Here is a 12,320-nt window from a genome sequence, read left to right as displayed (position 1 = left end):
GTGCCGAGCCATGCTCGGAAGGGGCCTTACCGGGAAAGCCTATGCAGAGCATGGCTCGGCACTACGGCTCTGCTCCCTCCCTTTCGCGTAGCGAAGGGGGGTGAAGAAGGCCTGCTTGCGCGCCACCTGATGAACGACCGAAGGCTGTGCCTTCGGGCCGGACGGGCTGGGAGGGGTTGGCTCTCAGGCGTTTGCGCCGCCAGCTTCGCGGCGTATGCCGCTGCCGGGATGTTGCTGGTAAAGCCCCTGCCGAGCATGGCTCGGCACTACCGCTTTGCTCCCTCCCTTTCGCGTAGCGAAGGGGGTGAAGAAGGCCTGCTTGCGCGCCACTGGCGCGCGGCCTGATGAACGACCGAAGGCTGTGCCTTCGGGCCGGACGGGCTGGGGAGGGGTTGGCTTCTAGGCCTTTGCGCGCCGCCACCTTCGCGGCCTATGCCGCTGCCGGGATGTTTGCTGGGAAGGCCTCTGCCGAGCATGGCTCGGCACTACGGGGCGGGATTTGGCTGGAATGTTGCGCCGCAGAATGCGCTCGCGGAAATGCCCGTGCTTTACTTGGATCGATCTAAATTTTCAGGAAAGCATTCCCAGGGGGCAGTGCTGGTTGCGCAGATGCACGGTCGCGGCCGCTGTAAACCACTGGAAATGCTGCCAAAGACGCTTCAGAAGGCCCCGGTTTATCTGCTTCTGCCTTGCTTGCCGCAGTCATCGCGGTAGCCGGGCAGCGGGGCTTGAGCAGTTTTGCTGATGCCTGGCATCTCTCCCCCGTCCCTTGCGGGACGGGCTGGGTATCAGCGGCCCGGCTTGTCCGGGCCAACCTTTGCCGTACCAACATCGTTGCCGCACCGACCGACCCAAGGATCCAAGACATGAGCCGATCGCCGTCCACCGTCCATTCCCGCCGCCGCCCATTGGCAATGGCTGCCTGTCTGCTGGCGCTGAGCTTCGCGCCGTTGCTGCAGGCCGCTCCGTCGGCCGCGCTGGAGCGCGAGGTCAACACCTTCATCGGCAGCAAGGATGACGGCAACACCTTCCCGGGTGCGTCGGCGCCATTCGGCCTGATCCAGGTCAGCCCGATCGGCAGTCATTACTCGGGCTGGCGCTATGACGACGAGAAGATCCGTGGCTTCGGGCATTCCTTCATTTCCGGCGCTGGTTGCTGGGAGCAGGGCGGGCAGGTTTCGGTCTTGCCGGTGACCGGCAGCATCGGCCCGGGCGGTGATTTCGATACCAAGGACCCCAAGCGTTTCGACCACAAGAACTACGCCTCGGCCTATAGCCATGACGGCGAAGTAGGGCAGGCCGGCTATTACAAAGTACGCCTTACCGACTACCGCGGCATCGACGTGGAAACCACCGCGCGCACCCGCGCCGCGGCCGAGCGCTACACCTTCAGCGCTGGCGTCAGCGAAGGCCAGGTGCTGGTCAACGTTGCGCAGGCCAACGAGCGCCATTCGGTGATCGGCAGCGTCATCGATGTGGTCGGTGACCGCGCGGTGGAAGGCAAGCTGGTCACCAAGAGTTTCTGCGGTGGCCACCAGTACACGACGTGGTTCCGCATCGAATTCGATCGCCCGTTCAAGGCGCATGGTACCTGGGGCGAAGCAGGCGGCCTGCCCGGCGCGCGCCACAGCATGGAAGGCGAGGCCAAGCCCAATGGTGCGTGGCTGAGCTTTGATCTGGCCGACGGCCGCAGCGTCACCGCTACCAGCGCGATCTCGCATGTGGATGCCGAAGGCGCGCGCAACAACCTGCGCAGTGACGGCATGCAGGGCGGCAGGCTGCTGGGGTTCGATCGCATGCGCGCGCTGTCGCAGGCGCAATGGCGCGAGCAGTTGGGCAGCGTCAAGGTTGAAGGCGCGAGTGCCGACGACCGCACCGTGCTGTACACCGCGCTTTACCACGCACTGCTGCAGCCGATGACCGGCAGCGATGCCGATGGTCGCTACCGTGGTTATGACGACGGGATTCATCGCGCCGATGGTTGGACCTATTACGAGTATTTCTCGCTGTGGGATACCTACCGCACGCAGAACCAGTGGCTGGCATTGACCCGCCCGGACGTTGCGCGCGATATCGGCCGCAGCCTGCTGGCCATCAATGAACAGGGCGGCTGGTTGCCGCGCTGGGGCTATGCCAACTTCGAAACCAATGTGATGACCGGCGACCCGGTAACCCCGTTCATGGTTGACCTGTGGCGCTTCGGTGCGCTGCAGGGCCGCGAGGCGGAAGCCTGGGGTGCACTGCGTCGCAATGCCTTTGAAATGCCGCCGATCAACTCGCGCCATGCCGGGCGTTCCGGCAACGCCAGCTACCTGGCCAACGGTTATGTCGGTTACGACCGTGCATTCCCGTCCAAGGGCATGGATGTGGACCCGCATCACGGTGGTTCGGCAACGCTGGAATACGCGTTGGCCGACTGCGCACTGGCGCAGATGGCCGATGGCCTCGGTCACGCGGCCGATGCGGCGACGCTGCGTACACGCGGCGGCAACTGGCACAAGGTGTGGGATGCGGATGTGCGTGATGCGGAAACCGGCTTCACCGGCTTCCCGCGTCCTCGCGATGAGAACGGCGACTGGTATACACCGGCCGATGGCCACTACAGCCCGCGTTCGCAGCACGGCTTCCACGAAGGCACCGGTTGGCAGTACCAGTGGCTGGTGCAGCAGGACGTGCCGGGCATGCTGCAGGCCATGCATGGCCGCGAACAGGCCGGCAAGCGCCTGGATGCATTCTTCGCCTACGACGCTCTTCTGCAGGCGCCGCTGACCGCGGCACGCAAGGAGTGGGTGGTTGGCCCGTACAGCTATTACAACCAGTACCGCTACAACCCCAACAACGAGCCGGACCTGCATGCGCCGTGGATGTATACGCTGATCGGCCAGCCGTGGAAGACGGCCACCGTGGTCCGCGCCGCGCAGCAGCTGTTCACCAATGCGCCGAACGGCGTCACCGGCAATGACGACCTGGGCACGATGTCGGCCTGGTACCTGTTCAGCGCGCTGGGCTTGTACCCGGCAGTGCCGGGCAGTGGCCAGTTCCTGCTGCACGCCCCGCGCTACAGCAAGGCCGAGGTCACCCTGGGCAACGGGCGCACGCTGCGCCTGCAGGCACCGGGCGCCGATGGCCGCAGCCTGCAGTACATCCAGGCGGTGCAGGTTGATGGCAAGCCGCAGCCGGCGGTGTGGCTGGACTGGCAGCGCCTGCAGCAGGGCGGCGATGTCCGCTTCACGCTGGGCACGCAGGCACCGGAGCAGGGCTGGGGCACGGCCACGGCCGACCTGCCGGTGTCGTACTGCGCCACCCCGGCCAGCGCCCAGCCGTGAGCACGGGGCGCACCAAGGCTGGTAAGGCAGGAGCGGGCAGCGCAAGCGGTGACCGCGATCCTATAGGCTTGGGGCATCCTGGAACCGCAGCGGAAACGATGAAAGAAACCTCACCCGGCGCCAAGGGCGCACGCAAGGCCGGCCAGCGCGCAGTCACCGTCACCGACATCGCACAGGCGGTGGGGGTGTCGCGGGCGACCGTGTCGCTGGTGCTGCGTGGCAGCCCGCTGGTCAATGTCGACACCCGCGCCAAGGTCGAGGCTGAGCTGCGCAAGCAGCGTTATGTCTACAACCGCACCGCCGCCAACCTGCGCCGGCGCACCTCCTCGTCGATCGCGCTGGTGATCAACGACCTGTCCAACCCGTTCTTCGCCGAGTTCGCTTCGGGCGTGGACGAGGCGCTGGGCGGCAAGGGCTATGTCACCCTGCTCGGCAGTACCGGCGAATCGCCGCAGCGGCAGCAGGCGGTGCTGAGTACCTTGATGGAACACACGCCCACCGGCTTCATCCTGTCGCCGGCCGAGGGCAGCGATGCCGAGGAGCTGCGCCACGTGCTGGGTGCGCACGCCAACGTATTGCTGTTCAACCGTGAGCTGGCCGGTGCCGAGTGGGACTTCCTCACCCTGGACAACCAGCACGGTGCCTACATGGCCACCCGGCACCTGATCGATCGCGGTCATCGTGATATCGCATTCTTCGGCGGTCATGCGGCATCCAGCTCGTGCGCGCAGCGCCGGCTCGGCTACCAACAGGCGTTGAGCGAAGCGGGTTTGCCGCTGCACGCGCAGTGGATGATCGAGTCCGCCCCCAATCGTCTGGAAGCGGCGGCACGTACCGGTGAATTGTTCGAAAGCGCACAGCGCCCCAGCGCGGCGGTCTGCTACAACGATACGGTTGCATTGGGCCTGATGCTGGGCCTGACCTCGCGTGGCATCCGCCCGGGCGGCGACTTCGCCGTCACCGGCTTCGACGATATCTCCGAGGCTGCGGTTGCGGTGCCACCGTTGACCACGCTGACTGCAGACCCGCGCGAACGTGGCCGCCAAGCCGCCGCCTTGCTGCTGCAGCGCCTGGACAACCCCGACGCGCCACCAATGCGCACCGTTGCACCGGTGCAGCTGCGGATCCGCGAAAGCAGTGCAGCAAGGCCGAGTTGAGTTTTCAATCCCACCGTTCGACTACCGCATCCAGGCAGCCCACATGCACATACCTACATCGCCATCGTCTACATCAAACCCGTCGGCGCCCGTGGTCAATACGCGCGTGGCCTTGGCGGTGGCGACCATCATCTTCTTCATGTGGGGCTTCCTTACTTGCCTCAATGACATCCTGATTCCGCACCTGAAGTCGGTGTTCGAACTGAATTACACCCAGGCAATGCTGGTGCAGTTCACTTTCTTTGGTGCCTACTTCCTGATGTCGCTGCCGGCCGGGCGCCTGGTGGCAAGGCTGGGCTACAAGCAGGGCATCGTCGCCGGGCTGGTCATTGCCGGCATCGGTGCACTTGGCTTCTGGCCGGCGGCCGAGCTGCGTGTCTACGGTGCCTTCCTTGCGGCCTTGTTCGTATTGGCAACCGGCATCACCGTGCTGCAGGTTGCGGCCAATCCCTATGTCGCGCTGCTTGGCCCGGAACGCACCAGCTCCAGCCGCCTCACGCTTGCACAGGCATTGAATTCGCTGGGTACCGCCATCGCGCCGATCTTCGGCGGCATGTTGATCCTGGGCAATACGGTGAAGAGCGCCGATGAGCTGACCGCGCTGCCGCTGGCTGACCAGCTGGCCTACCGCGCGCAGGAAGCGCAGTCGGTGCAGGGGCCGTATCTCGGCCTGGCGGTGGCGCTGTTCCTGCTTGCGCTGTTTGTATTTCTTTTCCGGCTGCCGTCGCTGAGCGAGAACAGCGAGCAGGCCGACAGTGCGCGGCACAGCTATGGCGATGCGCTGCGCCACAAGCACCTGTTGTTCGGCGTGCTGGGCATCTTCTTCTATGTAGGTGCCGAGGTGTCGATCGGCAGCTTCCTGGTCAACTACCTGTCGCTGCCCAATATCGGCGGCTTCAGTGAGCAGCAGGCCACGCATTATGTGTCGCTGTACTGGACCATGGCGATGATCGGCCGTTTCGCCGGTTCCGCGCTGTTGGTGCGCTTCTCGCCGCGAAAGCTGCTGGCGCTGTTCGCCTTGATCAACGTCGGCCTGCTGGCATTGACCATGGCCAGTGAAGGCACGTTGGCGCTGTATTCGGTGGTGGCGATCGGCCTGTTCAATTCGATCATGTTCCCGACCATCTTCGCGCTGGGCATCGAACGCCTGGGGCCATTGACCAACAAGGCCTCCAGCCTGCTGATCATGGCCATCGTCGGCGGCGCCGTGGTGCCGTTCCTGCAGGGCATGCTGGCCGATCGCATCGGCGTGCATCACTCCTTCATCCTGCCGTTGCTGTGCTACGGCTACATCATTTTCTACGGGCTGGTCGGTTCACGCGCCAGCACCGGTGTCAGCCAAAAGGACTGAGGCCAGATGGGCAAGATTGTTTGTTTCGGCGAAATTTTGATCGATCTACTAGCGCAACCGCCGGCCTCGGCCGACACCCCGCGCGCGTTCCTGCAGTACGCGGGCGGCGCCCCGGCCAATGTCGCCGTGGCGGCTGCGCGGCTCGGTGCCAGCAGCCACTTCGCCGGCATGCTGGGGCGCGACATGTTTGGTGATTTCCTGCTGGAAAGCCTGCAGCAGGCCGGGGTTGAAACCGACTGCATCGTGCGTACCGACCAGGCCAAGACCGCGCTTGCCTTTGTCGCGCTGGATGCGCAGGGCGAGCGTAGTTTCAGCTTCTACCGGCCACCGGCGGCGGACCTGTTGTTCCGCACCGAGCATTACCTGCCAGCCTGTTTCGACGGCACCGCCTGCTTCCACGTCTGCTCCAACAGCCTGACCGAGGCGGAGATCGCGGCGGTGACGTTCGAGGGCATGGACCGTGCACGCGCGGCCGGTGCGGTGGTCAGCCTGGACCTGAACCTGCGCCCGGCGCTGTGGCCGGCCGATGTCGATCCGACACCGCGTCTCTGGCAGGCGCTGGAACGTGCGGATCTGGTCAAGCTCTCGCGCGAAGAGCTCGATTACCTGGCCGCACCATTGGGTGCCGATGGCGAGGCACAGGTGCTGCGTCGCCTGCTGGCCGCGCAGGCACAGTGGGTGATCGTCACCGATGGGGCGGGAACGCTGCGTTGGTATACGCGACATGGCGAAGGCGAGGTGCCCAGCTTCCGTGTGCAGGCGGTAGATACCACTGCTGCAGGCGATGCGTTTGTCGGCGGTGTGCTGGTGGGCCTGGTCGAACGCGGTGGTGCGGGCGCCGGCTTTGCCGCGTTCTGCAAAACCCCCAATGCCATCCACGGCACGCTGCGATTTGCCGCCGCCGTTGGCGCCTTGGCGGTTACCCGCAAGGGCGCGTTTGCCGCAATGCCCGCATTGAATGAAGTGCAGCAGCTGCTGCAGCAACAGGAGGCCACTGCATGACCAGCACCCCGGATTTCCGTTCACCGGCTTTCCTGCGCGCGCATGTCGCCGATACGATGGCCTTCTACCACCCGCATTGCATCGATGCCGAAGGTGGCTTCTTCCACTACTACCGCGACGACGGCAGCATCTACGACCGCAGCCACCGCCACCTGGTCAGCAGCACGCGTTTCGTCTTCAACTACGCCATGGCCTACCGCGAGTACGGCAATGCCGAGTACCTGGAAGCGGTGAAGCACGGCGTGCGCTATCTGCGTGATGTACACCGCAATCCGGCCACCGACGGTTATGCCTGGACCCTGCGTGATGGCAAGGTCGAGGACGACATGAACCACTGTTATGGCGTGGCCTTCGTGCTGCTGGCTTACAGCTGCGCGTTGAAGGCCGGCATCGAACAGGGCCGCGAATGGATGGACGAAACCTGGCAGCTGCTGGAGCGGCATTTCTGGGAGCCGCAGCACGGGCTGTACCGCGATGAAGCCGACGCCAACTGGAACTTCACCGGTTACCGTGGCCAGAACGCCAACATGCATATGTGCGAGGCCATGCTGGCTGCGTTCGAAGCCAGCGGCGAGCAGCGCTATCTGCAGCGCGCACTGCAGCTGGCCGACAACATGACCCGCCGGCAGGCGGCCAAGGCCGGCGGCCTGGTCTGGGAACATTACGACACCGACTGGAACATCGATTGGGATTACAACCTGGACAATCCCAAGCACCTGTTCCGCCCGTGGGGTTTCCAGCCCGGCCACCAGACCGAATGGGCCAAACTGTTGATGATCCTCGACCGCCATGTCGACGCCGACTGGTTGGTGCCTACCGCGCGGCATCTGTTCGATACGTCGATGACGCGCTCGTGGGATGAAGCGCGTGGTGGCCTGTATTACGGCTTCGCGCCGGAGTCGCGCCGGCAGCCCAACATGGACGGCGCCGCCATCGGTGGCGACAGCTTCGTCTGCGACGACGACAAGTATTTCTGGGTGCAGGCCGAGTCGTTGGCCGCTGCCGCGCTGCTGGCCAAGCGCACCGGCGATGCCGGCTACTGGGAGTGGTACGACCGGCTGTGGGCGTATTCGTGGCAGTACTTCGTCGATCATCGTTTCGGCGCGTGGTTCCGCATTCTCGATGCCGACAACCGCAAGTACGACGACGAAAAGAGCCCAGCCGGCAAGACCGATTACCACACCATGGGCGCCTGCCACGAAGTATTGAACGTGGTTCGCGAGCAGCAGCCGGGCTGAGGCCCGGCAACGTCAAGCACTAGCGGAGGGGCTATGCGGCAGCGTTTGCAGAAAAAATTTGGATCGATACAAAAGCGCGCTGGCAGCGTGCAGCGTGCGTGGCTGACGTGGGTTCTGCTGGCGCTGGCCGGCAACGCGTCGGCTGCCGAACTGCAGGCGCAATGGAGTTTCAGGTTGCTGCCCGGTGATGCACAGCTGCAGGCCCACCCCGGCATGGACGCGTGGAAGCCGGCCACAGTGCCTGGCAGCGTGCACACCGATCTGATGGCTGCCGGTCTGATTGGTGATCCGTATGTGGGAGCCGCAGAGGCGGGTTTGCAATGGATTGGCCTGGGCGCCTGGGAATACCGCGCACGCTTCGATGTGGATGCCGAAACCCTGGCGCGCGCGCATGCCGAACTGCGTTTCGACGGCCTGGATACGTTTGCCGAAGTGCGCCTCAACGGCCAGCCCTTGCTGAAGGCTGACAACGCGCACCGTACCTGGCGTGCCCGCGTTGATGGCCGCCTGCGCGCGCAGGGCAATGAACTGCAGATCGTGTTCCGCTCGCCTATCCGCACCCTGCTGCCGCAGGTACAGGCGATGCCGCACAAAATCGCCGGCAATTATCCCTCGCCCTACGGTGATGAACCCAAGGACGCGATGGTTGGCAACTTCGTGCGTAAACCGGCCTATCACTTCGGCTGGGATTGGGGCCCGCGCTACGTTACTGCTGGCGTTTGGCGACAGGTGCACCTGGACAGCTGGGACCAACAACGCATCACCGATCTGTCGGTGCGTACCGATGCACTGGATGCGGACGCCGCGCGGCTGAGCGTGCTGCTGCAGGTTGAGCAGGCCGATGCCGCTGCCACGCAGAAAGTGGTTGTTGACGTGCTCGGTCCGGACGGTGCCAAGGTCGCCCAGCTCACGCAGGACATCGCGCTTACGCCGGGCGAAAACACCGTGTCGCTGCCGCTGCAGATCGACAAGCCCCGCCGTTGGTGGCCGGTAGGCTATGGCGCCCAGGACCGCTATACCGTGCAGGCGCGGCTGGGTGATGGGAAACAGGACGCGTTGGTGTCCAGCATCCGCATCGGCCTGCGTACCGTGCAGCTGCAGCGTGAGGAAGACAAGGACGGCGGCCAGGGCTTCGCCTTTGTCATCAACGGCGTGCCGGTGTTCGCCAAAGGTGCCAACGTCATTCCCTTCGATGCCTTCCCTGCACGGGTGACGCGCGAACGCCTGCGGCGCGATCTGCAGGCCGCGCGCGATGCCAACATGAACATGCTGCGCAACTGGGGTGGCGGCTATTACGAGGACGATGCTTTCTACGACATCGCCGACGAGCTGGGCCTGTTGGTCTGGCAGGACTTCATGTTCGGCGGCGGCATGCAGCCGGGTTATGACCCCGCATTCCGCGCCAACGTGGTGGCCGAGGCGCGCGACAACATCCGCCGCCTTCGCCACCACCCAAGCATCGTGCTGTGGTGTGGCAACAACGAGGAAGAAACCGCGTGGAAGGATTGGGGCCACGGCAAGACGCTGAAGGAAGCCGACCCGGTGTTCGCGCAGAAGGTGTGGCAGGGCTATGTGGACCTGTTCGGCAAGGACCTGCGCAGCGTGGTGGCCGAGGAAGGCCTGGGCGTGCCGTACTGGTCCAGCTCGCCCAGCAATGATCTGGATGCCAAGGCCAACGACTCGCGCCGTGGTGACAAGCACTATTGGGAAGTCTGGGGCAACCCGGCGTTGCCGCCGACCGCGTATCTGAAGGAAACCCCGCGCTTCATGTCCGAGTACGGACTGCAGGCCTGGCCGCAGCTGTCGACGATCAATGCCTTTGCCACCGCCGAAGAACAGCAGATTGATGGCCCGGTGATCCAGGCGCACCAGAAATTCCTCGCCGGCAAGGGCAACGAGCGGCTGCTGCACTACATCGAGATGGAGTTCGGTACGCCGCGCAATTTCGCCGATTTCGTCTATCTGAGCCAGATGATGCAGGCCGAAGGCATCGAGCTGGCGGCGCTGCATCACCGCGCCTCGCGGCCGTACACGATGGGCTCGCTGTACTGGCAGCTCAACGATGTCTGGCCGGGTGCGTCGTGGTCCAGTGTGGATTACTACGGCAACTGGAAGGCGCTGAACTTCCACGCCAAGCGCTTCTTCGCCGATGTCGCGGTCGCTGCGCTGCGCGACGAAGGAACGACCCGTTTGAGTCTGCTCAATGATGGCCGCCAACCACTGGATGCGCAGTGGCAGATGCGCGTGCTGGATTTTGACGGCCGTGTGCTGCGGCAGGAACGCAAGGCCGTCCGCTTGCCAGCCCTGTCGGCGACCGCAGTGGCAAGCTTCAGTGATGCCGAACTGCTGCAGGGCGCAGACGCCAGCCGCAGCGTCGCAGTCTTTGAGCTGCTGCGTGGCGATGCAGTGCTTGCGCAGCGATTGATCTATTTCGTCCCGGCCAAGCAGCAGGCCTTGCAGGCCGCACAGCTGCACAGCGAGCTGCGCGCCGAAGGCGATCATTACCTGCTGCAGCTGCGCGCCGACAACCTGGTTCGTGGCGTCTGGATCGGCTTCAACAATGCCGATGCCAACGTCGAGGACAACGCCTTCGACCTGCTGCCCGGTCAAGCCCGTGAGCTGATCGTACGCAGCACCGCACCGCTTACCACCCTGCGCACAGCCCTGCAGTTGCAGACGCTGGGCGACATCCTGCAGTCCCGTCCCGTTGCATCGCAAGACAACGCTTCCGTCGAGAGGATTCACTGATGACCCGTTCCCTGCGTACCGCCCCCCTGGTCGCCGCGCTGATGCTGGCGCTTTCCGCCTGCAGCCAGCAGGCCGCCGCTCCCGCCACTGCCCCGGCTGCACCGGCCGCTGCCACTGCAGCCAATGCGGATGCCGCCGTGCCTGTGGTGGATGATGCCGAAGCCGCCCGCATGGCCGAACAGGTCCGCGAGGCCACCCGCCACGCCTGGCAGGGTTACATGCAGTACGCCAAGGGCCACGACGATCTCAAGCCGATCAGCGCGCAGCCGCGCGACTGGTATCCCAAGCCGCTGCTGATGTCGCCGGTGGACGCGCTGGACACCTTGCTGCTGCTCGGCCTGGACAAGGAAGCCAACGAAGCCCGCGAGCTGATCGTCACCCAGCTGTCCTTCGACCAGGACATCGACGTACAGAACTTCGAAGTCACCATCCGTCTGCTCGGCGGCCTGCTGTCGGCCTACCAGATGACCAACGACGAGCGCCTGCTCAAGCTCGCCGATGACCTGGGCACGCGCCTGTCGCCGGTATTCGACAGCCCCACCGGCCTGCCGTACACCCACGTCAACCTGCACACCGGCAAGACCAGCGGCGAGATCAGCAACCCGGCCGAAACCGGCACCTTGCTGCTTGAGTTCGGCACCCTGGCCAAGCTCACCGGCAAGCAGGCGTATTACGACAAGGCCAAGCGTGCGCTGGTGGAAACCCATAAGCGCCGTTCCAAGATCGGCCTGGTGGGTTTGAACATCAACGTCGAAACCGGCGAGTGGACCAACAAGGATGCCTCGATTGCCGGCGGCATCGATTCGTACTACGAGTACCTGCTCAAGTGCTGGAAGCTGTTCGGCGACGAAGACTGCAAGAAGATGTGGGACGAGAGCATCGGCCCGATCAACCAGTACCTGGCCGACGAAGTGCGCGAGGGTGAGCTGTGGTACGGCCACGCCGACATGGATACCGGCACCCGCACCGCCACCACCTATGGTGCACTGGACGCCTTCATGCCCGGCCTGCTGGCACTGGGCGGTGACCTGGACCGCGCCAAGCGCCTGCAGGAATCCAACCTGAAGATGTGGCGCCTGCACGACATCGAACCGGAATCGCTGGACTACGCCAAGATGGAAGTGCTCTCGCCCAGCTATGCGCTGCGCCCGGAGATCGTGGAGTCGGCGTACTACCTGCACCATTACACCGGCGATGCGCGCTACCGCGGCATGGGCAAGGAATTCTTCGATGACTTCGTGCGTTACACCCGCACCGAGCATGGCTTCTCGGCGCTGAAGGACGTGCGCAGCAAGGAGAAGGACGACTCGATGGAGAGCTTCCTGTTCGCCGAGACCTTCAAGTACTACTACCTGCTGTTCGCCCCGGCCAAGACCCTGGACTTCAACGGCGTGGTCTTCAACACCGAAGCCCACCCGCTGCGTCGTACCTGGTAAGAAAGCGGGAGAGCAAAGGCTCGTCCAGATCCATCCGGAGCCTGGCTTCCTGGTAAACCCAC

At 64.6% G+C, this 12,320-nt stretch carries 7 protein-coding genes; all 7 read left to right on the top strand.

The window, feature by feature from the left end; translation table 11 throughout:
- Nucleotides 1–866: 866 nt before the first annotated feature.
- On the top strand, nt 867–3,326 hold the full coding sequence (locus ABE493_RS17290) for a GH92 family glycosyl hydrolase (RefSeq protein WP_346500244.1): 2,460 nt from the start codon (nt 867–869) through the stop codon (nt 3,324–3,326).
- Between the two features lie 98 nt (nt 3,327–3,424).
- Entirely contained in the window at nt 3,425–4,483 is a 1,059-nt protein-coding gene (locus tag ABE493_RS17285; RefSeq protein ID WP_346500242.1) for a LacI family DNA-binding transcriptional regulator, read from the top strand.
- A 43-nt stretch (nt 4,484–4,526) separates the two neighbouring features.
- Nucleotides 4,527–5,834, top strand: a complete 1,308-nt coding sequence (gene fucP / locus ABE493_RS17280; protein WP_346500240.1) for an L-fucose:H+ symporter permease — start codon at nt 4,527–4,529, stop codon at nt 5,832–5,834.
- 6 nt (nt 5,835–5,840) lie between these two features.
- The gene (locus tag ABE493_RS17275; RefSeq protein ID WP_346500238.1) at nt 5,841–6,836 is read left to right on the top strand and encodes a carbohydrate kinase family protein; all 996 of its coding nucleotides are present in this window, start codon (nt 5,841–5,843) and stop codon (nt 6,834–6,836) included.
- Complete coding sequence (locus tag ABE493_RS17270) at nt 6,833–8,074, top strand: AGE family epimerase/isomerase (protein ID WP_346500236.1); 1,242 nt, start codon at nt 6,833–6,835, stop codon at nt 8,072–8,074. Before ABE493_RS17275 ends, ABE493_RS17270 begins: the two co-directional genes overlap by 4 nt.
- Before the next feature lie 33 nt (nt 8,075–8,107).
- Nucleotides 8,108–10,822 carry a beta-mannosidase gene (locus tag ABE493_RS17265; RefSeq protein ID WP_346500234.1) on the top strand — a complete coding sequence of 905 codons (2,715 nt, stop codon included), beginning with the start codon at nt 8,108–8,110 and terminating at the stop codon, nt 10,820–10,822.
- The gene (locus ABE493_RS17260; protein ID WP_346500232.1) at nt 10,822–12,258 is read left to right on the top strand and encodes a glycoside hydrolase family 47 protein; all 1,437 of its coding nucleotides are present in this window, start codon (nt 10,822–10,824) and stop codon (nt 12,256–12,258) included. Before ABE493_RS17265 ends, ABE493_RS17260 begins: the two co-directional genes overlap by 1 nt.
- The last annotated feature ends 62 nt before the right edge of the window (nt 12,259–12,320 follow it).

Origin of the sequence: Stenotrophomonas terrae (assembly GCF_039674165.1) — a bacterium.
GTDB lineage: Bacteria > Pseudomonadota > Gammaproteobacteria > Xanthomonadales > Xanthomonadaceae > Stenotrophomonas > Stenotrophomonas terrae_A.
Note: the sequence above shows the minus strand (reverse complement) of the source record. Positions and strands in the feature narration are given on the sequence as shown.

What these genes read in the sequence shown, in the direction of transcription:
- ABE493_RS17275 (WP_346500238.1), top strand. Translation starts at nt 5,841, where the DNA reads ATGGGCAAGATTGTTTGTTTCGGCGAAATTTTGATCGATCTACTAGCG.
- ABE493_RS17285 (WP_346500242.1), top strand. Translation starts at nt 3,425, where the DNA reads ATGAAAGAAACCTCACCCGGCGCCAAGGGCGCACGCAAGGCCGGCCAG.
- ABE493_RS17265 (WP_346500234.1), top strand. Translation starts at nt 8,108, where the DNA reads ATGCGGCAGCGTTTGCAGAAAAAATTTGGATCGATACAAAAGCGCGCT.
- ABE493_RS17260 (WP_346500232.1), top strand. Translation starts at nt 10,822, where the DNA reads ATGACCCGTTCCCTGCGTACCGCCCCCCTGGTCGCCGCGCTGATGCTG.
- ABE493_RS17270 (WP_346500236.1), top strand. Translation starts at nt 6,833, where the DNA reads ATGACCAGCACCCCGGATTTCCGTTCACCGGCTTTCCTGCGCGCGCAT.
- ABE493_RS17290 (WP_346500244.1), top strand. Translation starts at nt 867, where the DNA reads ATGAGCCGATCGCCGTCCACCGTCCATTCCCGCCGCCGCCCATTGGCA.
- fucP (WP_346500240.1), top strand. Translation starts at nt 4,527, where the DNA reads ATGCACATACCTACATCGCCATCGTCTACATCAAACCCGTCGGCGCCC.